Genomic DNA, 26,402 nt, shown 5'->3' on the forward strand with positions numbered 1-26,402 from the left:
ACCGGGGCGGGGCGGACCGCGAGCATAGGTCAGGGACCAGCGGCGCTTACGACGGCGTCGCAGATCCTTGAGCTGAAGGACGAAGTCGTCCATCCGGGCATCGATACGGACGATGTCCTCGGACATGTCTCCGAGCCGGACGCTCATGGCCCCGACAACCCGGTTCGTGGCCTCGAGCCTCCGGTCGAGACTGTCGAGCCGGTGCGACATCCGGTTGAGCACCGGTCCAAGTTCCTGGAGCGCCACGCCGACTCCGGCCAGGCAACACTCGACCCGGGTGACACGCCGATCGAGCGAGGCGTACCCCGCCCGCAAATCCTCCTCCGCGTCGAGCAGATGGGTGCGGACACATCGAGCGATGTCGCTATCGCGAAGAAGCATCGCGACATTGAGTACGGTCCTACGGGTGAACAGTCTCAGCTGAGTGGCAGCCTGTGGATAACTCTTCACCTCTCGCCGCCCCATAGCGACTCGATGTCGCTATGGAAAGATCGCAGCTCAGCACCGCGTAGCACGCACATGCCGTTCTCCGCGAACTCCTTGTGGTGCCGGTCGGTCAGCCTTCTGACAGAGGCTGTGGATACTTCGAAGTAACGAACCACGTCCTCTGTGCGGACGTGAATTCCGTCAGGGAGCATGACAAGGCTCTTCACCTTGTCGAGGACATCGACGCGCCCCATTTGCTCGACGCGCAGCGCGCGCGATTCGAGCAGGGCGACTTCCGTGGGCATGAGCATGTCTTCCGTTCGCGAAAACGACGATGAACGGCCCTCTCCCCGGGCTTCAGGGGCGGAGGTCGCTCACGGTTGCCACTCACCCAATGACCGACCCGGCCGGCGCTGTCTCGCCGGAGTCGGCAATCCCCAAATTTCACGAACGCTACGACGCCACGGATCCCAATTGCCTCCACGCACCCTGAACAACGAGCCGATAAACGTACAGTTACGCGCACGACTGTCCATTCATACGTCAACCCCCGCCCGACGGGCAGGGGTTGACAGACGCAGGGGACAGCAGAGCCCTTCGGCTCACTCCTCGCCGGCGAGCTTCAGCGTGCGCAGTTTCTGACCCGCGTACCAAGTGGCGAGCACCGTGACAGCCGCCAGCAGAACCGTCGCGAGCGGCAGTCCGACCTCTGAGGTGATCGCACCTTCCCCGCCGACCTTTTCGGCAAGCGCGAGCGACCACTGCTGCACGCTGAGCGTGCGCGCCCCGGGCACGAAGCTGCCGAAGAGCGCCTCCCACACCAGCGCGTAGACCAGGCCGAAGACCACCGCATGCCTGCTGACCGTGCCGAGCAGCAGGAACAGCGCGCTGTACGCGATGGAGGCGACCAGCGCCGCGATCGTGTACGCCACCGCGATCTGCTGGCCGTTGCCGTTGAGGATCATGCCTGCGGCGAAAGTCGGCAGGGCGGAGAAGACCATGGTCACGGCGATCGCCACGATCAGCTTGGTGAAGATGATCGTCGGCCGTTTCACCGGCTTGGCCAGCAGATAGACGATCGAACCGTCGTCGATCTCGGGGCCGATGGCCCCCGTACCGGCGATCACACCGATCAGCGGCACCATCGTGGCGATGGCGAAACCGCCCAGCACATCGGCGGCGACCTGGTCATCGGCCCCGGCGAACGCCCGTACCGCGACGGCGATGACGATCAGCAGGGCGGGCAGGACGAAGAGGATCGCAGCCCTGCGCCGGCCGAGCAGGGCCCGGTAGGTGAGCCGGGCGACTGTGGGGTTGTACATGACGCTTCACAGCTCCTTTCAGGCCACTACTCAGGCCGCTACGAGATAGGAAAAGACTGATTCGAGGGACTCGTCGGACGGCGAGACAGTCAGCAGACGGATGCCGTGTTCCCGCGCGACCCTCGGCAGCAGCGCGGTGAACCGTCCGAAGTCGACCGCCTGGATGCGCAGGACCTGCTCGCTCAGGTCGACTTCGATCCCGGCCGTCGACGGGTCGGCGATGAGCGCGGCGGCGAGGGCGCGGTCGTCACTGGACCGGACGAGATAGCGGTGCGGACGGTCCGTCATCAGCCGGCGGATCTTCCGGAAGTCACCGGACGCTGCATGCCGTCCGGCCACGATCACCTCGATGTGCGAGGCGAGTTGCTCGACCTCTTCGAGGATGTGGGAGGAGAAGAGGACCGTACGGCCCTCGGCGCCCATCCGCCGCAGCAGCTCCATCAGCTGCATCCGCTGGCGGGGATCCATCCCGTTGAACGGTTCGTCGAGCAGCAGCACGGACGGCTCGTGGACCAGCGCGGACGCCATCTTCACGCGCTGCCGCATGCCCTTGCTGTACGTGGCGATCTTGCGGTCCTGCGCGTACTCCATCTCGACCGTGGCCAGCGCCTTCTGCGCGGCAGCCTCGTCGAGTCCCTGCAGTTCCGCGTTGGCGACGACGAATTCGCGGCCGGTGAGGAAGTCGTACATCGCCTCCCGCTCCGGGACGATGCCGATCTGCCGGTACACCTCCTCGTTGCGCCAGATCAGCGCTCCGTCGAGGGTGACCTTGCCGGTCGACGGTGCGAGGAACCCGGCCATCATGTTGATCAGCGTGGACTTCCCCGCACCGTTGGGGCCGAGCAGCCCGGTCACGCCGGGTCCCACGGTCATGCTCACGTCGTTGACGGCGACCACATTGCCGAACCAGCGCGAGGTGTGGTCGATCTCGATGGTGGTCACAGCCCGACCCTCCGGTAGCGGCGCATCAGTACGGCGTACGAGCCGGCGACGAGCGTGAGAACAACGATCAGATACACCACACCTGCCCCGGCGCCCGGTCCTTCCCCTCCGGGGAAGTGGGAAGTGGCACCGAGGAACGCACTCTGGACGCCGCCGATCAGCGTGAGGGGGGAGAAGAGCCCCAGCCACTGCACGGCGCCCGCCGAGCCCGTCTCCCAGGCGATGGCCTGGACCGTGGAGACCGCTCCGAACGAGATGGTCAGGACGGCGATCACCGCGGCGACGCCGAAACCGCGGCGCGGAGTCAGTGCGGCCATGACCAGGCCGAGCCCGGCGAAGAGCAGGGAGAGCAGCGCCACCGACACCAGCCCCTGCCCGAACGACGTGGTCTGGTCGGCGAAGTCGAACTTCGCCAGCAGGGCGCCCACGTACATCACCAGCAGCGGCGTCACGGTGAGGATGAACAGGGCGGATGCCATGGCGGCGTACTTGGCGACCACGTAGTCGACCCGCTCAATGGGGCGCGAGAAGTAGAGGGGCACGCTCTTGAAACGGAGATCCCGGGACACGGACTGCGGTGCCTGCGAGGCGATGAAGAGGCCGATGACGGCCTGCAGATAGATCGCGAAGTCCGTGTACTTGATCGCGAGCTTGGTCGCGTTGGGCGTGGCCATCGCGACGGCCACGATGATCAGCGCGACCAGGCACATCACGCCGAAGAGCAGCATCGGCAGCACCTTGGACTTGGCGGAACGGCCCAGTCCGAAGGAGCCCCGCAGCGACTGCGAGTAGAGGGAACGGCGGGCATACCCGCGGCCCAGGCGCGGGCCGTCGTAGGCGCGGTACCCGATGTTGTGGATCCGGGTGTTGTCGCCCCCGGTCACGGCCCCGGTCTCAGTGCTCATCGCGACCGCTCCCCTTCTGCTGTGCGGCTCCGGTCAGGACCGTCTCTGCGGTCTCTGCGGTGCCTTCGGTACGGAAGACCTCGGCGATGTGGTGGCGTCGCTGTTCCATCCGTACGAGACCGAGTCCGAGCCCGGCGACGCTGTCGCGGACGACGTCGTACGTCTCCTCGCCGGTGGCCTCGATCAGCAGGATGTGACCGGCGCCCGGCAGACCGTCCGCCTCGATTCCGTCGCGGCCCAGAAGGCTGACACCGGCTGCCGTGAGCGCCCGGCGCAGTGCGTCCGTGCCGTCGGGGTGGGCGTCGCTGTCGGTGACCTCGACCGCGAGGGTCGTGGTGGTCTGGGTGAAGTCGCTGGTGGAGCTGGAGCGCAGCAGCGCGCCGCCGTCGATGATGACGACATGGTCGCAGGTGCGCTCCAGTTCTCCCAGAAGGTGGGAGGTCACCAGGACCGAGATGCCGAAGTCGGTGTGGACGCGGCGGATCAGGCCGAGCATCTCGTCGCGGCCGACCGGGTCCAGGCCGTTGGTCGGCTCGTCGAGGAGGACCAGCTGCGGGTCGTGGACCAGCGCCTGGGCCAGCTTCACGCGCTGCTTCATGCCGGTCGAGTAGCCGCCGATGGGGCGATAGCGCTCCTCGTACAGACCGACGTGTCGCAGCGTGTCGGCGGTGCGCTCGCGCGCTGCCGTCGGCGGCAGTCCGGACATCCGCGCCATGTGGACGACGAACTCGGTGGCCGAGACGTCCGGCGGCAGGCAGTCGTGCTCGGGCATGTAGCCGACCCGTTCCCGGATGGCCGCACCACTGGTGGCGACGTCCAGCCCGAGCACCGAGGCCCGGCCTTCCGTGGCGGGGGACAGACCCAGCAGGATCTTGATCAGTGTGGACTTGCCGGCTCCGTTGGCGCCCACCAGGCCGGTCACACCAGGCCCGATGTCCAGGGAGAGCCGGTCAAGCGCGGTCACCCGGGGGAACCGCTTGCTCAGGCTTTCGGTCGCGATCACAGTCACATCTTCGACGGTAGTGGCGCGGGCCACACCGGTCGTCAGACCAGGCGGTTGGATCCGCGTCAGTCTTCAGTCGTACGGCCCCGTAGGGGAACCCCGCGAGGGAGGACGACGAAGGTATGGGGTGGTGGCCGGGAGCAGGGCCGGAGGGGAGAGCTCGGGGAGTTGTCCACAGGTCTTGCGCACCTCTTGACGCAGCCGCCGGCCATTGTCACATTCATCAGTGTCACGTTACGAGCACGTACCGCACACGGCATGGGACGGACGGTGGCATGGCCTCACCGGTGAAGGAAGGACTGCCCCAGGCGCTCCAGGGGTTCAGAGAGGTGCAACGCCTCGCGTACGCCTGCGCGGAGGCGGTCGCCGCACGGCTCGAACCGGGGGTGACGGAGCGCGAGGCGGCCCGGATGCAGCGGGAGTGGCTGCGCGAGCGAGGGGTCCGTGACTGGTTCCATCTCCCGTTCGCCTGGTTCGGGGACCGCACGGCGTTCGCCGGTTTCAAAGTGCCGCTGCAGTTCTTCCCGACCAACCGGAAGCTGGAGCCCGGGATGCCGTTCATCCTCGACATGGCTCCGGTGTACAAGGGGTTCACGGCGGACATCGGATATTCCGGCTGTCTCGGGCTCAACCCGTTGCACGACAGGCTCCTTGCCGATCTTGAGGTCCACCGCGCGCTGATCCTGGACGAGGTGCGCGAGCGACGCTCGCTGCGCGAGATCTATGAGGACGTCGAGCGCCTGATGATCAAGCAGGGGTACGCCAACAGGCACCGCGCCTATCCTTTCGGCGTCATCGCCCACAAGGTCGACCGCGTGGCTGAGCGCCGCTGGTCACCGCAGGTGTTCGGGTTCGGTACGCAGTCGCTCAAGGGCCTCGTCAGCGATGCGGTGCACGGCCACCGGGCCGGCTGGTCTCCGCTGTGGAGTCCGTACCGCTTCTCCGACCACCCACCGCAGCCGGGGCTGTGGGCGGTCGAGCCCCATCTCGGATTCCGGTGTACAGGCGCGAAGTTCGAGGAGATCCTGGTCGTCACCGATTCCAAGGACCCCGGGCAGAGCGCCTTCTGGCTGGACGACGATCTGCCGCATGTGCGGCGCTGGGCCGAGGAGAGGGTGGCGGCGTGAGGCTGCAGGATGTGCCGGGGTTCCGCGAACGCCGGGTGCGTACGGGCGGGATCGAGCTGTGCGTCGCCGAGCTGGGCGACGAGACGCGTCCGACGGTCGTACTGGTGCACGGCTATCCGGACAGCAAGGAAGTCTGGACGCAGGTCGCGGCGCAGTTGGCCGAGCAGTGGCACGTTGTCCTGTACGACGTGCGCGGCCACGGCCGGTCAACGGCTCCGGAGCCGCTGCGCGGCGGGTTCACCCTGGAGAAGCTCACCGACGACTTCCTTGCCGTCGTCGATGCGGTGAGTCCGGACCGGCCGGTGCACCTGGTCGGGCACGACTGGGGTTCGGTCCAGTCGTGGGAGTTCGCGACGGTCAGACGCACCGAGGGCCGGATCGCCTCCTTCACGTCGATGTCGGGTCCCTCCCTGGACCACTTCGGTCACTGGATCAAGCAGCGGATGACGCGGCCCACCCCGCGCCGGGTCGGTCAGCTGCTCGGCCAGGGGGCCAAGTCCTGGTACGTGTACATGCTGCACACACCGGTGCTGCCGGAGCTCGCCTGGCGAGGCCCGCTCGGCAAGCAGTGGCCGCGGATACTCCAGCGGATGGAGAAGGTGCCTGCGGGCGACTACCCGACGCCGTCCCTGCCGAACGACGCGGTGCACGGCGCCTGGCTCTACCGGGACAACGTCCGCGCCCGGCTGCGCGGACCGCGTGCCGACGCGTACGCACATGTGCCGGTCCAGCTGATCACGCCGACGGGTGACATCTTCCTTTCGGAGAAGCTGTACGACCAACTGGAGCTGTGGGTGCCGCACTTGGTACAGCGATCCCTGCCGGCCAAGCACTGGGTGCCGCGCACTCGCCCGGACCAGCTTGCCTCCTGGATCAGCGAGTTCGTCGCCGCCAATGAGTCGGCGATGGAAGACGGGCGGCCTGCACCGGACACCGCACCGACCGGTGCGTACGCCGACCGGTTCGGCGGTCAGCTGGTCCTGGTGACGGGCGCGGCGGGCGGGATCGGGCGGGCCACCGCGTTCGCGTTCGCGGAGGCGGGGGCCCGGGTGGTGGCCGTGGACCGTGACGCGGAAGGGGCGGCCAGAACGGCGGAGATGGCCCGTCTGATCGGCTCGCCCGCCGCCTGGGGCGAGGCGGTGGACGTCAGCGACGAGCAGGCGATGGAGAAGCTTGCCGAGAAGGTCGCCGCCGAGTACGGCATCGTCGACGTCCTGGTCAACAACGCCGGGATCGGTCTGTCCGGCTCCTTCCTGGAAACCACGAGCGAGGACTGGAAGAACGTCCTCGACGTCAATCTGTGGGGTGTCATCCACGGCTGCCGGATCTTCGGCAGGCAGATGGCCGAGCGCGGCCAGGGCGGCCATATCGTCAACACCGCCTCCGCCGCCGCGTATCAGCCGTCCCGGGCGCTGCCCGCGTACAGCACCTCCAAGGCGGCCGTGCTGATGCTCAGCGAGTGCCTGCGGGCCGAACTGGCCGAGCGGTCAATCGGGGTCAGCGCCATCTGCCCCGGCATCGTCAACACCAACATCACAGCGACCACGCACTTCGCCGGGGCCGACGCCGATGAGGAGAAGCGTCTGCGGAAGCGGACCAGCCGGCTGTACGGGCTCCGCAACTACCCACCGGAGAAGGTCGCCGACGCAATCCTCGCGGCCGTGGCACACAACCGGGCCGTGGTGCCGGTGACGCCGGAGGCACGAGCCGCCCGGTTCCTGTCCCGGCTCAGTCCCGGCGCGCTGCGCGGGATCGCCCGGCTGAAGCCGCCGCTGTGAGCGGGACCGGACCGTCCGCGGCAACGACGCGCTCCGCCGCCGAGTACCGGATCGAGGACCTGGCACATGCGAGCGGTGCCACGGTCCGCACGATCCGGGCCTATCAAGACCGGGGGCTGCTGCCGACGCCGGAGCGGCGCGGCCGGGCCAATGTGTACCGGGACACGCATCTCGCCCGGCTCCGGCAGATCGCCGACCTGCTGGACCGCGGTTACACGCTGGCCAGCATCAAGGAACTGCTGGAGGCGTGGGACGCGGGACGCGGGCTGGGTGGAGTGCTCGGGCTCGTCGCCGAGGTGCACGGCCCGTGGACGGACGAGCAGGCCGACCGGATCACCCGGGACGAGCTGCATGCGAAGTTCGGCGGCGCGCAGGACGATCAGGCGGTCGCCGAGGCCGTCGAGCTCGGCGTACTGGAGTGCATCCCGGACCGGGACGACGAGTTCCTGGTCCCGAGCCCACAAGAGCTCGCCGTAGCAGTCGAGTTGCATGCCGCAGGGGTGCCCATCACTGCAATCTCCGGACATCTGCGGGAACTTCGCGGCCAGGTCGAGCACATCGCCTCCCGTTTCCTGGAGTTCACCACGGAGCATGTGTTCGCGCGCTACCTCGGCCATCGTCCACCGACGGACGCTGATGCGGCCGAGGCCGCCTCGTTGGTCCGTCGGCTCCGCCCGCTCGCCCAGCAGACAGTGGACGCGGAACTGGCCCGAGCCATGCGGACGTTCGCCACACGTCATCTGCAGCACCATCTCGTCGCGGACACATCGCTCACTCCGGGCCCCTCGACGAGCCGGCCGCATTCCGTACCACTGCCGCAGGAAACAATGCAGGCCGTACAGCGTCTGGTTGGTCCACAGAACGTCGCCGCCTTTGTCGCCGCCGCCACTGAACGCGAGCTAAAGAAAAGGACATTGGACGCACTTGCTACATCACCCCGCAAATCAAAGCAATTTGACCAAATGGGTTGATTGTGGCGCTACTTGTCCACAGATTCGCCAATTAGCCTGTGTATAACTGCAGTTGCTTGTGGATCAAACCTGTGGACGAAAATCGTCGGTGTGAAGCGTGAGCAAATTCTGGTGCGCCGGCGAGATCGCCACAGGCACTCTGTCCGGATGGATGAGAGACGCACCGTCAAGGTGTCCAAGTACCTCGCAAAGTATCTGCGGCACCAGCCCGAGCGGATCGGGATCCGTCTCGACCCAAACGGCTGGGTGACGATCGACGAGCTGCTCCGGGCCGCGGCTCGGCACGGCTTCCCCATCACCCGTGCCGAGCTCGACCATGTCGTCGCCGCCAATGACAAACAGCGCTACGCGATCGAAGGCGACCGTATTCGGGCGAGCCAGGGCCACACCGTCCCGGTGGACCTCGGTCTGTCTCCGTCCGAGCCGCCCGCGTACCTCTACCACGGCACGGTGGGCCGCGCCCTCGACGCGATCCGCACCGAGGGGCTGCGCCCCATGAACCGGCTCCACGTCCACCTCTCGGCCGACCGCGAGACGGCTACCCGCGTCGGCGCCCGCCGCGGCAGGCCCGTGATCCTCTCCGTGGATGCGGGCGCGATGCACCGCGCCGGCCACCTCTTCTACGTCAGCGCGAACGGGGTCTGGCTGACCGACTCCGTACCGCCGGAGTTCCTCCGCTTTCCCGGCTGAACCCGAGCCGCCCGGCACGGCTCATGCGAAGGGCGCGATCTTCCCGCCCTGCTGGTGGCTGCCTCTGCCCGGCGACAGGACGTACAAGACGCTCGTCCCGCGCGGCACACGGCCGCTGCGGCCCGGCCGCAGCGGCCGCTGACGCGCCTCTGCTCCGCAGCTCTCCCGCCGTATGGTCGTATGTATGCGTCTGAGCACTGTAATTCTGCCGATTCACCGCTGGAGCGAGGGCCGGAAGGTCTGGCAGCACGCCGAGGAACTGGGATTCCACGCCGCGTACACGTATGACCATCTGGCCTGGCGGACCTTCCGCGACGGGCCGTGGTTCGGCGCGGTGCCGACCCTGACCGCCGCGGCGGCCGCCACCGAGCGGCTGCGCCTGGGCACCCTCGTCACCTCGGTCAAGCCTTTTTCACCTATCGCGTCCTGACCTGCGAAGATTCCCCTTGGCCGGAGAGCGCGGTTGACCGTTCAGATGCCGATGAGCCGGACGCGGTCGCCGCACAACCGGGCCATGTCGTCGACGTCTGAGGTCAGCATGGCCACCGGGCCCGGCTGGCGCAGTGCCACCTCGGCGACGGTCGCGTCGATCGCGTACTTGTGGCCGTGCAGACCGGCGGCCTTGAGCAGTTCCGCAGACGCCTTCGCTGCGCTCTCGGTCACCGGCTCGACCTTGACGCGGGAGAGCACCCACTGCAGTCGAGGCATGTTCACCCGCGCATGGCTGACCTCCACGATGGTGTTGGCGCTGATGACGCAGTCGGCGCCCAAGGTGTGGAACACCTGGAACATCGCGAGGATCTTTCGGTCCTGAGCGATCCAGGCGGAGAGCCCCTCCGAGTCCAGGACGACGGTCTCGACGTGCTCGATCACGCGGCGCTCGCCGATCCGCCGACTTGCGCCATACCGAAGATCCTTGAGCGGGCCTCGGCCAGCTCCTCCTCGGTGAACTCCCCGTGCTCCTCCTGGTGACGCAGCAGGTCGGCGCCGAGCAACTGGTGCCGTAGCTGCCGTGCCACCGCCTCGGCGACATACCCGGAGACGTTGTCTGTGAGCTTCCTCAGCTCGGCGACCTGGTCCGTCGGCAGCGTAACCGTGATGCGTGTCGTTTCCGCCATACCTTGAGCATACTGCGGTATGCGCACGCCCGGGTCTACTGCTCTGCGGTTCCTGCAGGGCGATGCCGTGTACCTGTCCGCGCTGGACGAGACGATCGAAATCCTTCGGCGCTGGGCGCGAGAAGGCCGCACCGACTGCCGGTCCAGGTCCCTCAGCGAAGAACTGAGGGCGAAGGGGCACAACGTCCACTACCGCTGCCCGATCATCAGCCTCCTACTGGCTGACACCTGCCGCCGGGGCAACCAGGGGCTTGAGCCCATGCTCTCGTCCCTCGTGATCCTCAAGGCAACCGGCAGGCCCGCCGGCCAGTTCTTCGAGTTGGCCAAAGGGGCACCGTTCTACCGGACGGGCGCGGACTGGTCCTGGGAGCAGGAGCGTGCCCGCGTCATCGCACGCTACCGCGAGCGCTGATCATTGCCGATGCCACTGCCGGATCGCCACTGGCGCGGCCCCGCGCGGCTGCGCAGTGTTGCCAGCAGTCGCTGCCCGTGTGAATGGTGACTACCGACGGCCGGTGAGGAGCGCGCCGAGGCGGTCGCCGATCACGGAGACGCCCGGACGGGGCTCGTTCTCGTAGTACCAGGGCTTGCGTCGGCGCAGCAGCGTCTCACCGTGCTCGCTCCAGGTGAATCCGGGTTTCCGCAGGAGCTTCCGGAACACCTCATCAGCGGTTTCCGGGTGGGCGGCGGCCAGACGGCGAATCGGCAGTGGCGCGATCGACTCCTCGCGCAGGTAGGTGCGCAGCAGATCCTGGTGCCGCCTGCGGCCCGTGCGGGCGGGGTCCGCAAAGAGGTCCCGCAGCATCCCGTAGTCGGCGTAGAAGTTGAGCCCGTCGACCTGGTCGTAGATGACACCGATGGTGTCCGAGTCCACCAGTTCCGGCGGAAACTCGAAGAAGGGCAGGTCCAGGCCAGGGAGCCGCTTGCGCCGGGCACGGCCGGGCTGTGCGGCGACGGCGGCCTCCTGGCAGTGGCGGTAGTAGGCGTTGAGGAGGTCCTCGGCTTCGGCAGGCGGAAGGACCAACTCGTCGCCGCCGCAGAACTCGACGAACGCGGCCCGGTCCTCCCGCATCCGCTGCCACCCCTGCTCGATCTTCTGGGGGTTGCGGAAGACCAGCTCGGGTTGGCTGGTGGCCAGTTCGAGTGCCGCCTGTGCGATGTCGGCGGCACTGGACCTCGGGTAGTACGACATCGCCCCGGACACCAGCCACGCCCCGTCGGCCGAGCGGAGGGGCACCAGGCAGGTGTGGAGGAATCCCCCCTTGGACGCTCCGCGGAACGCCGCCCGCCCGACATTCGAGTAGGTGCGGTACTCCAGGTCGTCGACCAGGTTCAGCAGGACGACGGCATCCCCGTCCTTGCGCTGGATCTCGAAGATGCCCTCGACCGGGTCACGCCAGCCGAGCAACATCTCCCGGTCGGCCGTGGTCAAGCCCTTCCGCCCGGCAACAAACCGGTCCACCACCGTCGAACCGTCCGGCAACCGGTACCGCAGGATGAATCGGTCGGTGATCCGGATCGCCTCACCCTCGTCCAGCTGCCGTGCAGGCCCAGCGGCCTCCAGCAGGAGGGGCGTCAACCACCGGTCGAAGCGCGCGCTCTGAGCGAAGGTGACCAGTTTCCCCTTCAACTCGGCGCTACGCTCGATGAGATCGGTCAGCGCCGGTTCAGCAGCACCCTGATGCGCGCGCTGTACGGCCTCAGCCACGTTCAGTCCTTTCGTACGAGCCGGTTCCGCATGAATGAGAGGTACCCGGCCTCAACCTGCCCAGTGGCGGTACGCCTCGATCCACTCCGCCCCCTCGGGCGCCGGGCTGGGCAACGGCAGCTCCAGGATGCCGATCGACTGCCGGACGCGGCCACGAGAGCACAGGGCGACGATCCTGCCGTCCGGCGTGAGGTCGATGCCGCTCACAGTTACCTCGACGCCCAGAACCGCGGTGGCAAAGGGCAGGTCGAGGTGCTCCTCAAGCATGGCGAACAGACCGGTCCGCTGCTCGTCCTCGCCATAGGCGTCCACCGTCGCCTCTTCGATCATGGTCTCGAGCTCGGCCCTACCCAACGTGCCCATGACGCCACGGTAGCGGCCCCCATCGCGACGTCGGCGCGGCTTCCCGAATCTGCTCCGCCGGCATATCCGTGGCAGCGAGAAGCCCGCGTATGGTCGGGGGCATGCGTCTGAGCACGGTGATCCTCCCCATCCACCGGTGGGTCGAAGGACAGAAGATCTGGCGGCGGGCCGAGGACCTCGGCTTCCATGCCGCATACACGTACGACCACCTGTCCTGGCGGACCTTTCGGGACGGGCCGTGGTTCGGTGCCGTCCCCACGCTCACGGCCGCGGCAGCGGTGACGCAGAGTATCCGTTTGGGTACGCTCGTGACGTCCCCCAACTTCAGGCACCCGGTCACCCTGGCCAAGGACCTCATCACGCTGGACGACGTCTCCGACGGGCGGATCACCCTCGGCATCGGCGCGGGCGGCAACGGTTTCGATGCCACCACGCTGCGCAGGAGCGACGAGGAACCGTGGACGCCGCGCGAGCGGGCCGACCACTTCGCCGAGTTCGTACCGCTCCTCGACCAGCTTCTGCGGGAGCCGTCCGTCACCTATGAGGGCGAGTTGTATGCGGCGAACGAGGCCCGGAACGTGCCCGGCTGTGTGCAGCTGCCCCGGCTGCCCTTCGCGGTGGCCGCGACCGGTCCGCGCGGGCTGAAGCTCGCCGCGCAGTACGGTCAGGCCTGGGTCACCACCGGCGACCCCAAACTGTTCGAGACGGGTACCCCGGAGCAGTCCGTGGCAGCCATCCGCGGGCAGATCAGCAAGCTCGGCACGGCCTGCGAAGCCATCGGCCGGGATGTCGCCGAGCTGGACAAGATCCTGCTCACCGGATTCACCCCGGACCGCCCTCTGGAGTCCTTCGACGCGTTCGTCGACTTCGCGGGCACCCATTTCGAGCTGGGCTTCACGGAGATCGTCATCCACTGGCCGATCCCGGACTCCGACTTCGCGGCGGACGAGAAGGTCTTCGAACGGATCGCCATCGAGGGGCTGTCCCAGCTCGGCTGACCCGCGCACCCACGCGCGCACCACCGGCTGCCCTCTCATCACCCCTGACATATGGCGTCAGGGGTGTTCTCCTGGTCAGGGGCGCGCACCCTCAAATGCGCGCCCCTCCGCACACCCGTGCACCCCTGTACGGGAGAATGGCCGGGTGACCTCAGCTACCGACTCGCCTCTGCCTGCCGCTCCCCGGCTGATCGCCACCGACCTGGACGGCACTCTGCTGCGCGACGACAAAACCGTCTCGGACCGCACGGTCGCGGCGCTGGCCGCGGCCGAGGAGGCCGGGATCGAGGTCTTCTTCGTCACCGGCCGCCCGGCCCGCTGGATGGACGTCGTCAGCGACCATGTCCACGGCCACGGCCTGGCGATCTGCGCGAACGGCGCCGCGATCGCCGACCTGCACGCGGGCGGCAGGCTGCTCAAGGTCCGCCCGCTGGAACGCGCCGCCGCCCTCGATGTCGTCCACGCCCTGCGCGCGGCCGCTCCGGGCACCTCGTTCGCTGTCGAGCTGGCCACCGGCATCCACTACGAACCGGCCTACCCGCCGTTCCATCTCGACCCGGGCGCCACCGTCGCCACTGCCGAGAAGCTCCTCCACGAAGAGACGCCGGGCGCCGGAGCCCCTGTACTGAAGCTCCTCGCACACCACGCCGAACTGGCCCCGGACGACTTCCTCGCCGTCGCACACACGGCAGCCGGTGACCGGGCGTCCCTCACCCGGTCCAGCCCGACGGCCCTGCTGGAGGTCAGCGGACTCGGTGTCTCCAAGGCCAGCACCCTCGCGCTGTGCTGCGCCGAGCGTGGCATCTCGCCCGCCGAGGTCGTCGCCTTCGGGGACATGCCGAACGACGTGGAGATGCTGAGCTGGGCGGGCACCTCGTACGCGATGGGCAACGCCCACCCGGCCGCGGTCGCCGCCGCCTCCGGGCGGACCGTCACCAACGAGGAGGACGGCGTCGCGATCGTCATCGAGCGGCTCGTGGCCGAGCGCCGGAAGTACCTCAGCCAGAGCTGAACGATCCCCGGCCCGAACTCCGACGTGGACCTCAGAGCGGCACCTCCCACACCGCAGTCGTACCGCCCCCGTCCTCGCCGAGGCCCGGCCCGAACCAGCTCGACCCGCCCAGCGACTCCGCCCTGCGCGCCAGGTTCCGCAGCCCGCTGCGCCGCCCGCCCTCCGGAATGCCCACGCCGTCGTCTGCGACCGACAGCCGCACCGCGTCGCGTCCGTCGGGCAGCGTGACGGTCGCGTCGACGACCACGTCGATCAAGGACGCCTCGGCGTGCCGGAAGGCGTTGGAGAGCGCCTCCCGCAGCGCCGCGATCAGGTTCTTGCCGGTCAGCTCGCCGACCAGCGAGTCGACCGGGCCGAGGAAGCGGTGCGAGGGCTTGAAGCCCAGCGGGACGGCCGCCATATTGATCTCGCGCAGGACGCGGGCCCGCAGCCCGGGCGGCGCCTCGGCCGGTTCCTGCTGCAACGCGAAGATCGCGGTGCGGATCTCCTGGATCGTCACGTCCAGTTCGTCCACGGCCCGCCCCACTCCGGCCTGCACCTCGGGTACGACCGACCCGCGCTGGGCGCTCTCCAGCATCATCCCGGTGGCGAACAGCCGCTGGATGACCAGGTCGTGCAGATCGCGGGCGATTCGGTCGCGGTCCTCGTAGACCGCGAGCCGCTCCCGGTCCCGCTGCGCCTCGGCCATGATCAGCGCGAGTGCGGCCTGCGAGGCGAACTGTGCGGCCAGCGTCCGCTCGGTCTCGGTGAACGGCCGGTCGCCCCGGGCGCGGGGGGTAGCGAGCGCACCGAGCACCCGCCCACCGCTGTGCAGCGGCAGCAGCATGCTCGGGCCGAACTGGTGGGCCAGCCTGGTGATCACGCGGGAGTCGGTGGCCGAGTCGTCTATGAGGACCGCCTCGCCGGCCAGCAGCTTCGCTGCCACCGGGCTCTCCGGACCGATGATCATCCCGAGCGAGGCGGACGGGCTGTCGGCGGAGACGGCAACGATCTCCAGACCGCCCTCCTTCGCCGGCAGAAGCACGATCCCGGCAGCGGATGCGGCGAGGTGGCGGGCCTGTTCGGCGACGACGGCAAGCGCGTCGTCCGCGTCCCCGCCGGAGAGCAGCGCGGTGGTCACGGCCACCGATCCGTCGATCCACCGCTCGCGGTGGCGCGCCGCCTCGTAGAGCCGGGCGTTGCCGATGGCGATCCCTGCCTCCGTGGCGAGCACCCGCACCATGTGCAGGTCGTAGTCGTTGAACTCGCGCCCACCCTCCTTCTCGGCCAGATAGAGGTTGCCGAAGATTTCTCCCTGTACGCGGATGGGGACCCCGAGAAAAGTCCGCATCGATGGATGGCCGGCGGGGAATCCGGCGAACCTCGGATCGGCTGTCAGATCTGCGAGCCGCACCGGTGCCGGGTCGTGAATGAGTGCGCCGAGCAGTCCCCTCTGACCGTCGGGCCGGTGTCCGATCTCGGCTTCCACCGCCTCCGGCACCCCATACGTGAGGAAGTCGGAGAGTCCCTTGCCCTGGGTGTCGACCACGCCGATGGCGGCGTAGCGGGCGTGGGCGAGTTCGGCAGCGGTCTCGCAGATCCGGTCGAGGGTGGAGTGCAGTTCGAGACCGGTGCCGACGGAGCGCATGGCTTCCAGCAGCTGCGGGACGCGGGCGGTGAGCTCGGTGGACAGGCCCTGCAGGCTGCGGGTCGCCTGCGTTGCGGCTTCGAGTGAGTCCTTCGGGTCCGGCTCTGGCATACCCAGAGCCTAATTAGCCCCTTTTGGGGAGGAAAGTCGGCCGATGGTCCGGCACACCGCTCCGGCCCCTGCCCGACGGGCCTGCCCGAGTGCTTCTACGCCCGTCCTGCGGGAGCCGGGATCCGTACGGTCTCCTGTTCGCGCTCCAGCATCCGGCTCAACGGTCCCTCCACCGTCGCAAGATCGGCGTACGGACCGCGCTGCACGATCCTGCCCGCGTCCATCACGACCACCTCGTCGACCGCTTCGAGCCCCACCAGCCGATGGGTGATCAGAACCGTTGTGCGGCCCCGGGTCGCGGTCAGCAGATCCGCCGTCAGGGCGTCCGCCGTCGCCAGGTCGAGATGCTCGGCGGGCTCGTCCAGGACGAGTACGGGGAAGTCGGCGAGGAGCGCCCGGGCGAGCGCGAGCCGCTGACGCTGCCCGCCGGAGAGGCGGGCGCCATGCTCGCCGACGAGCGTGTCGAGCCCGTCGGGCAGCGCCTGCACCCAGTCGAGCAACCGTGCCTGCGCGAGGGCGCCCTGCAGGTCGTCGTCCGTCGCGCCGGTGCGGGCCAGCCGCAGGTTCTCCCGGATGGAACTGTCGAAGACATGGGCGTCCTGGGCGCAAAGCCCGACGAAACGCCGGACAGTGTCGCCGTCCAGTGCGGAGGCCTCCACACCACCGATGCGGTACGTCCCCGACCGCGCGTCCAGGAAGCGGAGCAGGACCTGCGCGAGGGTGGTCTTCCCTGAGCCCGAAGCGCCGACGACGGCGATGCGCCGCCCGGCGGTCAGCGTCAGGTCGACGGAGCCCAGGGCGTCCCGCGGCGCTCCTGCGTACCGGGCCGCCAGCCCGCGTACCTCCAGCGGGAAGGGAGAGGCGGGTGGATCGGCCGGGGCGGCAGGTTCGAGCACCGGCACCGGGGCGTCCAGCACCTCGTACACCCGCTCCGCACTCCGCTTGACCCGCTGCCGGTACTGCACGGCGAGCGGCAGGCCGGTCACGGCCTCGAACGCGGCGAGCGGCGTGAGCACCACCACTGCGAGCTCCACTCCGGCCAGCCGCCCGTCGAGAACCGCCGGCACGGAGACGAGTGCGGCAGCGACAACCGTCAGACCGCAGATCGCGGCGGAGAGCCCGCCCCCGAGCGCGGTGGCCGTTGCCGCCCGGGCCGCGATCCCAGTCAGCACGCCGTCGGCCTCGCGGGTCCGCGCCGAACGCGCGGGCAGGGCCCCCGCGACGGTCAGTTCGGCGGTCCCGCCGAGCAGGTCGGTGATCCGGGTGGCCAGGTCGGCTCGCGCGGGCGCCAGTTGACGTTCCGCGCGGCGGGCGCAGGCGCCGGTCACCAGCGGCACCCCGACCCCGGCCAGCAGCAGCCCGACAGCGAGCACGACGCCCGCCTGGGGCAGCATCCAGCCGGTGAACCCGGCGGCCGCCACTCCCACGACCGCCGCGGTCCCGGCGGGCAGCAGCCACCGCAGCCAGTAGTCCTGCAGCGCGTCCACATCGGCGACGAGCCGGGACAGCAGGTCTCCGCGCCGGGTCCGGGCCAGCCCGGCCGGCGCGATGCGTTCCAGTCCGCGGTACACGGCGACGCGCAGCTCGGCGAGCATCTTGAGCACCGCGTCGTGCGAGACGAGACGCTCGGCGTAGCGGAAGACGGCGCGGCCGAGCCCGAAAGCACGGGTCGCGGTCACGGCGACCATCAGATAGAGCACCGGGGGCTGTTCGGAGGCGCGGGAGATCAGCCAGCCGGAGACGGCCATGAGCCCGACGGCCGAGCCCAGGGCGAGGCTGCCCAGCAGGAGCGCGAGCGCCAGCTGCCCACGGTGTGCCCCTGCGGCCTCCCGGACCCGGGCGAGCACCTGGCCGGACCGTGCCGCGGTCTCCCGCAGTGTCTCGGGTTCCCGGGTTCCCTGGGGTACGGCGTCGGAGGCGCGCGTCGGTCCGTCCATCCCGACCGGCTCCGTGGCCGCCGCGTGTTCCGGCGCCACGCGCGGTTCCAGTGTCACCACCCGGTCGGCGACCGCGAGCAACGCCGGCCGGTGCACGACGAGCAGCACGGTCCGCCCCGCTGCCAGCCTCCGTACCGCGTCGACGATCCCGGCCTCCGTCTCGCCGTCCAGGCTCGCGGTCGGCTCGTCGAGCAGCAGCAGCGGCCGGTCGGCGAGGAACGCCCGCGCAAGCGCGAGCCGTTGCCGCTGGCCGGCGGAGAGTCCCGCGCCGTCCTCGCCAAGCAGTGTCTGCGCACCGTCGGGAAGGTCCGCCACGAAGTCGTACGCCCCCGCGTCCCGCAGCGCCGCCGTGACCGCGCTGTCGTCCGCGTCCGGTCGGGCCAGCCGTACGTTCTCCGCGATCGTGCCCGCGAAGAGATGCGGGCGCTGCGGAACCCAGGCGATCCGCTCCCGCCAGCGCTCGGGCGCCAGTGCCGCCAGATCCACGCCGCCGACCCGCACCTGCCCTGCGTCGGGCTCCGCGAACCCCAGCACCACGTGGAGCAGTGTGGACTTCCCGACACCGCTCGGGCCGACCAGGGCGACGGTCTCCCCCTCCTCGACCACCAGCGAGGCCCCGTCCAGTGACGGAGCGGTACGGCCCTCGTGCCGTACCGTCACCCCCTCCAGCTCCAGCCTCAGCGACTGCGGGACGTCCGCCGTACCGTCCGCCCGCACCTCGGTCTCCAGGACCGCAAAGATCTCCTCCGCGGCCGAGAGCCCCTCGGCGGCGGCGTGGTACTGCGCCCCGACCTGCCGGATCGGCAGGTATGCCTCGGGCGCGAGGATCAGCACCACCAGGCCGGTGTAGAGGTCCAGTTCGCCGTGCACGAGCCGCATGCCAATGGTGACGGCGACCAGCGCCACCGACAGGGTGGCGAGAAGTTCCAGGGCGAAGGAGGACAGGAACGCGATCCGCAGAGTCCGCAGAGTGGCCCGGCGGTACTGCGACGTGATGGTGCGGATGGACTCGGCCTGGGCCTTGGCCCGGCCGAAGACCTTCAGTGTCGGCAGTCCGGCGACCACGTCGAGAAAGTGTCCGGAGAGCCGGGAGAGCAGCTGCCACTGGCGGTCCATCCGGGACTGGGTGGCCCAGCCGATCAAGATCATGAAGAGCGGGATGAGCGGCAGCGTGACGACGATGATCGCGGCCGAGACCCAGTCCTCGGTAACGATCCTGGCGAGGACTGCCACGGGCACGACGACCGCGAGCCCGAGCTGCGGCAGGTAGCGCGCGAAGTAGTCGTCCAGCGCGTCGACACCGCGGGTGGCGAGCGCCACCAGAGAACCGGTGCGCTGCCCGCTCAGCCAGTCCGGTCCGAGCGCCGCGGCGCGGTCGAGCAGCCGGCCGCGGAGCTCGGACTTGACCGCCGCACTGGCCCGGTACGCGGCGAGCTCGGTCAACCAGGTGACCAGCCCCCGGCCGAGCGCGACCACCGCCAGCAGTATCAGCGGGGTCCGCAGCTCGCCAACGGTCAGCCCGTCCTCGAACCCGCCCACCACCACTTCGGCGATGAGCATGGCCTGGGCGATGACCAGCGCCGCCCCAGCCACTCCGAGTGCTACCACGGCCGCCAGGAAGAGGCGGGTGGCGCGGGCGTAGTGGAGGAGGCGCGGGTCGATCGGTTTCACGTGAAACATCCCCAATGAGCTCGGGCGGTGGACCAGGCGGGACGTGTCGGACCGCCCCCAGGACGTGTCCGGAGGATCGGGCCCGGCCGTGATCCGCCGGGACGCGTCCTCGGTGCGTCAGTGCGCTTCGGCGATGTGCTGCGTACCGATCCGCTTGCGGAACACCCAGTACGTCCAGCCCTGGTAGATCAGCACCACGGGAGTAGCGATCCCCGCGCACCAGGTCATGATCTTCAGGGTGTACGGGGTGGACGAGGCGTTGGTGACCGTGAGGCTCCAGGCGTCGTCCAGCGAGGACGGCATGACGTTCGGGAAGAGCGCCAGGAAGAGCATCGCGACCGCGGCCGTGATGGTCAGCCCGGAGAGCGCGAAAGACCAGCCCTCGCGCCCCGCCGCGACGGCACCGATCGCTCCGACCAGCGCCGCCACGGCGATGATCAACGCGAGCAGACTCCAGCCGTCGCCGTGGTCGGCCTGGGTCCAGATCAGGAAGCCGAGGGCGAGCACCGCGGTGACCAGCCCCAGCTTGAGTGCCAGCGTCCGCGCCCGGTCCCGGATGTCCCCGACAGTCTTGAGCCCCGCGAACACCGCGCCGTGAAAGGTGAAGAGGAAGAGCGTGACCAGTCCACCGAGGATCGCGTACGGGTTGAGCAGGTCCCAGAAGTTGCCCACGTACTCCATGTCGGCGTTGATCTTGACGCCGCGGACAATGTTCCCGAAGGCCACGCCCCAGAGGAAGGCGGGGATCAGCGAGGTCCAGAAGATCGCGTTTTCCCAGTTGGTCTGCCACCGCTCCTCGGGCCGCTTCGCCCGGTACTCGAAGGCGACACCGCGCACGATCAGGCAGAGCAGGATGATCAGCAACGGCAGGTAGAAACCGGAGAACAGCGTCGCGTACCACTCGGGAAAGGCGGCGAACGTCGCGCCGCCCGCGGTGAGCAGCCACACCTCGTTGCCGTCCCAGACGGGCCCGATCGTGTTGATCAGGACCCGCCGTTCCTTGCGGTCACGAGCCAGCAGCTTGGTAAGGACACCGATCCCGAAGTCGAATCCCTCCAGGAAGAAGTAGCCGATCCAGAGGACGGCGATGAGTACGAACCAGACGTCGTGGAGTTCCATCTCTCAGCTCCTCTGCTCTCAGTAGGAGAAGGCCATCGGCCGGTCGGCGTCGTCGTGGTCGCCGCCGATCTTGGTGGGTGGGTTGAGGTCGGACTCCGTGAGTTCCGGCGGTCCGGCCTTGATGTACTTCACGAGCAGCTTGACCTCGATCACGGCGAGCACCGCGTAGAGAAGGGTAAAGAGGATCATCGAGGTGATTACCTCACCCTGCGAGACGCCGGGGGAGACCGCGTCGCGCGTCTGCAGCACCCCGTAGACGGCCCAGGGCTGGCGGCCCGTCTCGGTGAAGATCCAGCCCCAGGAGTTGGCGATCAGCGGGAAGAGGAGCGTCCACAGGGCGACGATCCAGTAGAGCCTGGTGAGCTTCGGGCTCAGTGCCTTGTTCTTGAAGAGAACCAGGTGCGGCACTTCGTCCTCGCCGGTCCGCAGCCCCGGTGGCAGCATGAACTTCTTCCGCGTCAGCCACAGTCCGAGCAGGCCGAGGCCGAAGGACGCCATGCCGAAGCCGATCATCCAGCGGAAGCCCCAGAAGGCAACCGGGATGTTGGGCCGGTAGTCGCCGGGGCCGAACTGTTCCTGCTCGGCCTTGTTGATGTCGTTGATGCCGGGGACGTACGAAGTGAAGTTGTCGTCCGCGAGGAAGGACAGCAGCCCCGGGATCGAGATCTCCACGGTGTTGTGGCCCTTGGCCACGTCTCCGACCGCGAAGATCGAGAAGGGTGCCGAGTGCTGCCCCTCCCACAGCGCCTCGGCCGCGGCCATCTTCATCGGCTGCTGCTTGAACATGACCTTGCCGAGGAGGTCACCGCTGACAGCGGTGAGCAGACCGGCGATCACGACGGTGACCAGTCCGAGCCGGAGCGAGGTGCGCATCACCGGGATGTGCTTCTTGCGCGCCAGGTGGAAGGCGGCGATGCCGACCATGAACGCGCCGCCGACCAGGAAGGCCGCCGTGATGGTGTGGAAGAACTGGGCGAGAGCGGTGTTCTGGGTGAGCACATGCCAGAAGTCGGTGAGCTCGGCCCGGCCGCGTTCCTTGTTGATCCGGTAGCCGACCGGGTGCTGCATCCAGGAGTTGGCCGCAAGGATGAAGTACGCGGAGAGGATGGTTCCGATCGAGACCATCCAGATGCAGGCGAGGTGGATCTTCTTCGGCAGCTTGTCCCAGCCGAAGATCCACAGTCCGATGAAGGTGGATTCGAAGAAGAAGGCGATCAGCGCCTCGAAGGCGAGCGGAGCGCCGAAGATGTCGCCGACGAACCGTGAGTAGTCGGACCAGTTCATGCCGAACTGGAACTCCTGGACGATGCCGGTGACGACGCCCATGGCGATGTTGATCAGGAAGAGCTTGCCCCAGAACTTGGTGGCCTTGAGGTACTTCTCCTTGTCAGTCCGCACCCAGGCGGTCTGCAGGCCGGCGGTGAGCGCGGCGAGCGAGATCGTCAGAGGAACGAAAAGGAAGTGGTAGACGGTGGTGATACCGAATTGCCATCGCGCGAGGGTCTCGGGCGCCAGAGCCAGCTCCACGTCGTCTCTCCTTACATCGCCGTAACCGCAGCGGCAGTTTGCCCTGTTAATCCGACTGATGACTGGAGGAACAGGACACGCTTGTGAACGCGTTCACATTCACAAGCATTATGACGCACAGGCTTTCGGGATGTTCGAGGGGGGTCCCCTATCGGGACGCTCCACGCGAAGGCCCCGCACCTCCGAGAAACGAGAGGTACGGGGCCTTCCGGATACACCCGGGCCGGATGCGCCGCGCTACAACTCCTTGCGGTACGCCTCCGCCACCCTCAGGAACACGTCGTTCGCCTCGTCCTCACCGATCGAGACCCGCACGCCCTCGCCCGCGAACGGCCTGACCACCACGCCGGCCCGCTCGCAGAACCCGGCGAAGTCGACCGCACGGTCACCCAGCCGCAGCCAGACGAAATTGGCCTGGGACTCCGGAACGGTCCAGCCCTGGTCCACGAGAGCCTTGTGCACCCGGACGCGCTCGCAGACCAGCGAGCCGACCCGGCCGAGGAGTTCGTCCTCGGCGCGCAGCGAGGCGACCGCCGCGTCCTGCGCCAGCTGGCTGACCCCGAACGGCACCGCCGTCTTGCGCAGCGCCGCCGCCACCGGCTCGTGGGCCACCGCGAACCCGACCCGCAGACCGGCCAGACCGTAGGCCTTGGAGAACGTCCGCAACACCGCCACATTGGGCCGGTCCCGGTAGATCTCGATGCCGTCCGGCACGTCGACGTCGCGGATGAACTCCTTGTATGCCTCGTCCAGCACTACAAGCACATCGCCCGGTACCCGGTCCAGGAACCGCTCCAGCTCGGCCCTGCGCACCACGGTCCCGGTCGGGTTGTTCGGGTTGCAGACGAAGATCATCCGCGTGCGGTCCGTGATCGCGTCCGCCATCGCGTCGAGGTCATGCACCTCGCCGTCGGTGAGTGGAACCTTCACCGAGGTAGCTCCGCTGACCTGGGTGATGATCGGGTACGCCTCGAAGGAGCGCCAGGCGTAGATGACCTCGTCGCCCGGGCCCGAGGTGGCCTGGAGTAGCTGCTGCGCCACCCCGACGGAACCGGTGCCGGTGGCGAGATGCGAGACGGGCACACCGAACCGGTCGGCCAGCTCGTTCATCAGACCGGTGCACGCCATGTCCGGGTAGCGGTTGAAGTTCGCGGCCGCGGCCAGCGCGGAGTCCATCACCCCGGGCAGCGGCGGATACGGGTTCTCGTTGGAGGACAGCTTGAACGCGACCGGTCCGCCGGCCGCCGCCGGCCTGCCCGGCACATAGGCAGGGACGCCGTCCAGCTCGGCGCGCAGCTTGGGGCTCGTCTCGCTCACCGCAGGTCCTCCTCGACCGTCGCACACATCAATACTGCTCACCTTATGAGGATTGCGCGCTGCTGCGAATGGCTGAGCGGAGGAATCGTCCGGTGGGCTCAGGAATGGGGGGAGCGTTCCTCGTACCGGCGCGCGCCGGTGGCTCACTCCGTGGCGCGCATCCCTCGAAGAGGTGAGTTGAGACGTCTTCGAAACATCGACCGTTGAGTAGGCCCATCCTCCTCAGTGCATGACACGCTACGGCCCACACCGCCAACACCCTTGTTTTGCAAGGCATTTACGGCCACGTGACCATGCAGAAACGTGCCTGTGGAGGTGTGAATATGCGACCGGACCAACCGTCCGCGCGAGCCCTACTATCGGCTCGCCATGACAGCAGCAGGGAAGCACCAGGTGAGCCGGACGGAGACCCCCCGGCGCGGCGGCCGGCAGGGACGAGCGGGAATCCGGGATGTGGCCGCCGCCGCGGGGGTCTCCATCACGACCGTCTCCGACGCGCTCAACGGCAAGGGCAGGCTCCCGGACGCCACCCGCCGCCATGTCCGCGAGGTCGCCGAGCGCCTGGGCTACCGCCCGTCCGCCGCGGCCCGAACCCTCCGTACCGGCAAGTCCGGCCTCATCGGCCTGACCGTGACGACGTACGGGGATGAACCTTTCACCTTCACCGAATTCGCCTACTTCGCGGAGATGGCCAGGGCGGCCACCTCCGCCGCGCTCGCCCGCGGGTACGCCCTCGTCATCCTCCCCGCCACCTCACGCCATGACGTCTGGTCGAACGTCGCTCTCGACGGCACTATCGTCATCGACCCCTCCGACCAGGACCCGGTCGTCACCGAACTCGTCCGGCAGGGGCTGCCCGTCGTCTCGGACGGCCGCCCAGCCGGGACCCTCCCGGTCACCGCCTGGGTCGACAACGACCACCGAGCCGCCGTGCTCGACCTCCTCGACCATCTCGCCGCCGCCGGGGCCCGCCGCATCGGCCTGCTCACCGGCACCACCACCGACACGTACACCCGCCTCTCCACCACCGCATACCTCCACTGGTGCGAGCGCGTGGGCCAGGACCCGGTCTACGAGTCCTATCCCGCCCACGACCCGTGCGCGGGGGCGGTCGCCGCCGACCGTCTGCTCGCCCGCCCGGACCGGCCCGACGCCGTCTACGGGCTCTTCGATCCCAATGGCACCGATCTGCTGGCGGCCGCCCGCCGGTACGGTCTGCGCGTCCCCGAGGACCTCCTGCTCGTCTGCTGCAGCGAGTCCACCGTGTACGCGACGACCGAACCGCCCATCACCACGCTCTCGCTCAAACCGCGCCGGATCGGTACGGCGGTCGTCCAGCTCCTCATCGACGCCATCGAAGGCGTCGACCAGGACGGCCCGGTGGAACAGGTCATACCGACAGAACTCATCGTGCGGACGTCCTCGCAACGCCGTCCGCCCCGCACCACGGTCAGCGCCCCGCGGTCCCCGTCAGGGGACTGATCAGCGCAATTAAGACAAATCAACCGGTGAACCCCGCGTGCGCCCGGATTCACCACCCCTGGTGCGTCACACAACACGATGCGCATTCCTATGATGGGCGCACGACACCGCGGACCACCCCACCAGCAGGGCCCGTCAGGTGTACGGCGGCGCGACGGTGGTGGAGGGGTCGATGACACAGGGGGCCGGTCAGGAACCCGTGGTGCGGACGGCGACGTTGCGTGACTTCCGCGTGCCGCCCTATGCGCAGACTCCGGTGCCGCCCACGGCGCCGCATCCGGACAGTGCCGTTCCGGCGGACGAGCCGGAAGGCTACACGCCCACCGCGCGCGATCTTCCCGTGATCAACCGTGACACCGTCCAGGTGCAGACCGGCCCCGACCCTCGGCCCGCCCAGGACCCGGGGCTCGGACCGCTGTACGTCGTCGGCGACGTACACGGCTATCTGGACGAACTCCACGCCGCCCTGGCCGAACAGGGGCTCATCGACGCGGAGGGGCAGTGGGCCGCGGGCAACACCCGGCTCTGGTTCCTCGGCGACTTCACCGACCGCGGTCCGGACGGCGTCGGCGTCATCGAACTCGTCATGCGCCTGTCCGCCGAGGCCGCGGCCGCAGGCGGCTACTGCAAGGCCCTGATGGGCAACCATGAACTGCTGCTCATCGGCGCCAAGCGGTTCGGCGACACACCGGTGAACTCCGGGGCCGGCACCGCCACGTTCCAGGCTGCCTGGCTGCTCAACGGCGGCCAGAAGAACGACATGGAGCGGCTCCAGGACCACCACCTCCAGTGGATGTCCCGGCTCGACGCGGTCGTCGAGGAGGACGGGCATCTGCTGTTGCACTCCGACACGACGGCGTACCTCGATTACGGCTCCACCATCGAGGACGTCAATGACACTGTGCACGCCATTCTCACGCGTAACGACGCCGACGAGTGCTGGGACCTCTTCCGTAAGCTCACCAAGCGGTTCGCCTTCCGCGACGAGGCGGGTCCGCAAGCGGTCCAGGAACTGATGGCGGCCTACGGCGGACAGCGCATCGTCCATGGTCACAGCCCGATTCCGTATCTCCTCGGCGAGGTCGGCTCGGAGGACGGCGAGGACAGCGCCGGCCCCGTGGTGGAGGGCCCGCACGTATACGCGGACGGGCTCGCTATCGCCATGGACGGCGGCGTGACCATGGCCGGAAAGCTACTGGTCGTCCAGCTGCCGTTGCATGACTGACGGTCTTCGGGGAAGACGCATCA

23 protein-coding genes and 1 pseudogene are annotated in these 26,402 nt (G+C 68.8%); 10 read left to right on the top strand and 14 right to left on the bottom strand.

Annotated features, from left to right (window positions below; all coding sequences use genetic code 11):
- Nucleotides 1–39: 39 nt before the first annotated feature.
- The 5 genes and pseudogenes from ACIBB8_RS15150 to ACIBB8_RS15170 all read right to left on the bottom strand — a co-directional run.
- A pseudogene (locus ACIBB8_RS15150) lies at nt 40–731 on the bottom strand (hypothetical protein); the annotation flags it as partial.
- Nucleotides 732–1,028: 297 nt separating this feature from the next.
- Nucleotides 1,029–1,748, bottom strand: coding sequence for an ABC transporter permease (locus ACIBB8_RS15155; RefSeq protein ID WP_398952140.1), 720 nt, complete (start codon nt 1,746–1,748; stop codon nt 1,029–1,031).
- A gap of 30 nt (nt 1,749–1,778) precedes the next feature.
- The gene (locus ACIBB8_RS15160; protein WP_398952142.1) at nt 1,779–2,690 is read right to left on the bottom strand and encodes an ABC transporter ATP-binding protein; all 912 of its coding nucleotides are present in this window, start codon (nt 2,688–2,690) and stop codon (nt 1,779–1,781) included.
- Nucleotides 2,687–3,595 carry an ABC transporter permease gene (locus ACIBB8_RS15165; RefSeq protein WP_398952144.1) on the bottom strand — a complete coding sequence of 303 codons (909 nt, stop codon included), beginning with the start codon at nt 3,593–3,595 and terminating at the stop codon, nt 2,687–2,689. Before ACIBB8_RS15165 ends, ACIBB8_RS15160 begins: the two co-directional genes overlap by 4 nt.
- Nucleotides 3,585–4,598, bottom strand: coding sequence for an ABC transporter ATP-binding protein (locus ACIBB8_RS15170; protein WP_398952261.1), 1,014 nt, complete (start codon nt 4,596–4,598; stop codon nt 3,585–3,587). The genes ACIBB8_RS15165 and ACIBB8_RS15170 overlap by 11 nt, the downstream gene beginning before the upstream one ends.
- Nucleotides 4,599–4,873: 275 nt before the next feature.
- On the opposite strand from ACIBB8_RS15170, the gene ACIBB8_RS15175 reads away from it, so the two are divergent.
- The 5 genes from ACIBB8_RS15175 to ACIBB8_RS15195 all read left to right on the top strand — a co-directional run bounded on the left by ACIBB8_RS15175 (nt 4,874) and on the right by ACIBB8_RS15195 (nt 9,594).
- Nucleotides 4,874–5,725: a M24 family metallopeptidase gene (locus tag ACIBB8_RS15175; RefSeq protein ID WP_398952146.1), complete on the top strand. Its 852-nt coding sequence runs from the start codon at nt 4,874–4,876 to the stop codon at nt 5,723–5,725.
- Entirely contained in the window at nt 5,722–7,503 is a 1,782-nt protein-coding gene (locus ACIBB8_RS15180) for an SDR family oxidoreductase (RefSeq protein ID WP_398952148.1), read from the top strand. Before ACIBB8_RS15175 ends, ACIBB8_RS15180 begins: the two co-directional genes overlap by 4 nt.
- Complete coding sequence (locus ACIBB8_RS15185) at nt 7,500–8,474, top strand: MerR family transcriptional regulator (protein ID WP_398952149.1); 975 nt, start codon at nt 7,500–7,502, stop codon at nt 8,472–8,474. Before ACIBB8_RS15180 ends, ACIBB8_RS15185 begins: the two co-directional genes overlap by 4 nt.
- Nucleotides 8,475–8,621: 147 nt before the next feature.
- Nucleotides 8,622–9,164 (top strand): RNA 2'-phosphotransferase, encoded by a 543-nt coding sequence (locus tag ACIBB8_RS15190; protein WP_398952150.1) that lies wholly within the window; start codon nt 8,622–8,624, stop codon nt 9,162–9,164.
- 184 nt (nt 9,165–9,348) lie between these two features.
- Entirely contained in the window at nt 9,349–9,594 is a 246-nt protein-coding gene (locus tag ACIBB8_RS15195) for an LLM class flavin-dependent oxidoreductase (RefSeq protein ID WP_398952151.1), read from the top strand.
- A 41-nt stretch (nt 9,595–9,635) separates the two neighbouring features.
- Here ACIBB8_RS15195 and ACIBB8_RS15200 read toward each other — a convergent pair whose 3' ends face one another.
- Nucleotides 9,636–10,037 (bottom strand): DNA-binding protein, encoded by a 402-nt coding sequence (locus tag ACIBB8_RS15200; protein WP_398952152.1) that lies wholly within the window; start codon nt 10,035–10,037, stop codon nt 9,636–9,638.
- Nucleotides 10,034–10,282: a hypothetical protein gene (locus ACIBB8_RS15205; RefSeq protein WP_398952153.1), complete on the bottom strand. Its 249-nt coding sequence runs from the start codon at nt 10,280–10,282 to the stop codon at nt 10,034–10,036. Before ACIBB8_RS15205 ends, ACIBB8_RS15200 begins: the two co-directional genes overlap by 4 nt.
- Nucleotides 10,283–10,301: 19 nt before the next feature.
- On the opposite strand from ACIBB8_RS15205, the gene ACIBB8_RS15210 reads away from it, so the two are divergent.
- Nucleotides 10,302–10,694 (top strand): hypothetical protein, encoded by a 393-nt coding sequence (locus ACIBB8_RS15210; RefSeq protein WP_398952155.1) that lies wholly within the window; start codon nt 10,302–10,304, stop codon nt 10,692–10,694.
- 90 nt (nt 10,695–10,784) lie between these two features.
- On the opposite strand, the gene ACIBB8_RS15215 is transcribed toward ACIBB8_RS15210, so the two are convergent.
- Both ACIBB8_RS15215 and ACIBB8_RS15220 read right to left on the bottom strand, forming a co-directional pair.
- Nucleotides 10,785–11,990, bottom strand: coding sequence for a hypothetical protein (locus ACIBB8_RS15215; RefSeq protein WP_398952157.1), 1,206 nt, complete (start codon nt 11,988–11,990; stop codon nt 10,785–10,787).
- 51 nt (nt 11,991–12,041) lie between these two features.
- On the bottom strand, nt 12,042–12,353 hold the full coding sequence (locus ACIBB8_RS15220; RefSeq protein ID WP_398952159.1) for a calcium-binding protein: 312 nt from the start codon (nt 12,351–12,353) through the stop codon (nt 12,042–12,044).
- Between the two features lie 89 nt (nt 12,354–12,442).
- On the opposite strand from ACIBB8_RS15220, the gene ACIBB8_RS15225 reads away from it, so the two are divergent.
- Together ACIBB8_RS15225 and ACIBB8_RS15230 are read left to right on the top strand one after the other, a co-directional pair.
- Nucleotides 12,443–13,351: an LLM class flavin-dependent oxidoreductase gene (locus ACIBB8_RS15225; protein WP_398952161.1), complete on the top strand. Its 909-nt coding sequence runs from the start codon at nt 12,443–12,445 to the stop codon at nt 13,349–13,351.
- A gap of 145 nt (nt 13,352–13,496) precedes the next feature.
- A complete protein-coding gene (locus ACIBB8_RS15230; protein ID WP_398952163.1) occupies nt 13,497–14,363 on the top strand; it encodes an HAD hydrolase family protein in 867 nt (288 codons plus the stop codon).
- A gap of 31 nt (nt 14,364–14,394) precedes the next feature.
- Here ACIBB8_RS15230 and ACIBB8_RS15235 read toward each other — a convergent pair whose 3' ends face one another.
- The 5 genes from ACIBB8_RS15235 to hisC all read right to left on the bottom strand — a co-directional run bounded on the left by ACIBB8_RS15235 (nt 14,395) and on the right by hisC (nt 23,672).
- Nucleotides 14,395–16,101: a GAF domain-containing sensor histidine kinase gene (locus ACIBB8_RS15235; protein ID WP_398952165.1), complete on the bottom strand. Its 1,707-nt coding sequence runs from the start codon at nt 16,099–16,101 to the stop codon at nt 14,395–14,397.
- A gap of 95 nt (nt 16,102–16,196) precedes the next feature.
- Nucleotides 16,197–19,709 carry a thiol reductant ABC exporter subunit CydD gene (cydD, locus tag ACIBB8_RS15240; protein WP_398952167.1) on the bottom strand — a complete coding sequence of 1,171 codons (3,513 nt, stop codon included), beginning with the start codon at nt 19,707–19,709 and terminating at the stop codon, nt 16,197–16,199.
- Nucleotides 19,710–19,826: 117 nt separating this feature from the next.
- Nucleotides 19,827–20,828 carry a cytochrome d ubiquinol oxidase subunit II gene (cydB, locus tag ACIBB8_RS15245; RefSeq protein ID WP_398952169.1) on the bottom strand — a complete coding sequence of 334 codons (1,002 nt, stop codon included), beginning with the start codon at nt 20,826–20,828 and terminating at the stop codon, nt 19,827–19,829.
- Nucleotides 20,829–20,846: 18 nt separating this feature from the next.
- A complete protein-coding gene (locus tag ACIBB8_RS15250) occupies nt 20,847–22,355 on the bottom strand; it encodes a cytochrome ubiquinol oxidase subunit I (RefSeq protein ID WP_398952171.1) in 1,509 nt (502 codons plus the stop codon).
- A 237-nt stretch (nt 22,356–22,592) separates the two neighbouring features.
- Nucleotides 22,593–23,672 carry a histidinol-phosphate transaminase gene (gene hisC, locus ACIBB8_RS15255; RefSeq protein ID WP_366692823.1) on the bottom strand — a complete coding sequence of 360 codons (1,080 nt, stop codon included), beginning with the start codon at nt 23,670–23,672 and terminating at the stop codon, nt 22,593–22,595.
- Between the two features lie 369 nt (nt 23,673–24,041).
- On the opposite strand from hisC, the gene ACIBB8_RS15260 reads away from it, so the two are divergent.
- Together ACIBB8_RS15260 and ACIBB8_RS15265 are read left to right on the top strand one after the other, a co-directional pair.
- Nucleotides 24,042–25,154, top strand: coding sequence for a LacI family DNA-binding transcriptional regulator (locus ACIBB8_RS15260; RefSeq protein WP_398952173.1), 1,113 nt, complete (start codon nt 24,042–24,044; stop codon nt 25,152–25,154).
- Between the two features lie 157 nt (nt 25,155–25,311).
- Nucleotides 25,312–26,379 (top strand): metallophosphoesterase, encoded by a 1,068-nt coding sequence (locus ACIBB8_RS15265; RefSeq protein WP_398952263.1) that lies wholly within the window; start codon nt 25,312–25,314, stop codon nt 26,377–26,379.
- The last annotated feature ends 23 nt before the right edge of the window (nt 26,380–26,402 follow it).

Source organism: Streptomyces sp. NPDC051286, assembly GCF_044455345.1.
Taxonomy (GTDB): domain Bacteria; phylum Actinomycetota; class Actinomycetes; order Streptomycetales; family Streptomycetaceae; genus Streptomyces.

Excerpts from the sequence above, each read along its gene's own strand:
- ACIBB8_RS15235 (WP_398952165.1), bottom strand. The coding sequence starts at position 16,101 with ATGCCAGAGCCGGACCCGAAGGACTCACTCGAAGCCGCAACGCAGGCG.
- ACIBB8_RS15155 (WP_398952140.1), bottom strand. The coding sequence starts at position 1,748 with ATGTACAACCCCACAGTCGCCCGGCTCACCTACCGGGCCCTGCTCGGC.
- ACIBB8_RS15175 (WP_398952146.1), top strand. The coding sequence starts at position 4,874 with ATGGCCTCACCGGTGAAGGAAGGACTGCCCCAGGCGCTCCAGGGGTTC.
- ACIBB8_RS15210 (WP_398952155.1), top strand. The coding sequence starts at position 10,302 with ATGCGCACGCCCGGGTCTACTGCTCTGCGGTTCCTGCAGGGCGATGCC.
- ACIBB8_RS15190 (WP_398952150.1), top strand. The coding sequence starts at position 8,622 with ATGGATGAGAGACGCACCGTCAAGGTGTCCAAGTACCTCGCAAAGTAT.
- ACIBB8_RS15225 (WP_398952161.1), top strand. The coding sequence starts at position 12,443 with ATGGTCGGGGGCATGCGTCTGAGCACGGTGATCCTCCCCATCCACCGG.
- ACIBB8_RS15220 (WP_398952159.1), bottom strand. The coding sequence starts at position 12,353 with ATGGGCACGTTGGGTAGGGCCGAGCTCGAGACCATGATCGAAGAGGCG.
- cydB (WP_398952169.1), bottom strand. The coding sequence starts at position 20,828 with ATGGAACTCCACGACGTCTGGTTCGTACTCATCGCCGTCCTCTGGATC.
- ACIBB8_RS15165 (WP_398952144.1), bottom strand. The coding sequence starts at position 3,595 with ATGAGCACTGAGACCGGGGCCGTGACCGGGGGCGACAACACCCGGATC.
- ACIBB8_RS15205 (WP_398952153.1), bottom strand. The coding sequence starts at position 10,282 with ATGGCGGAAACGACACGCATCACGGTTACGCTGCCGACGGACCAGGTC.
- ACIBB8_RS15260 (WP_398952173.1), top strand. The coding sequence starts at position 24,042 with ATGACAGCAGCAGGGAAGCACCAGGTGAGCCGGACGGAGACCCCCCGG.
- ACIBB8_RS15195 (WP_398952151.1), top strand. The coding sequence starts at position 9,349 with ATGCGTCTGAGCACTGTAATTCTGCCGATTCACCGCTGGAGCGAGGGC.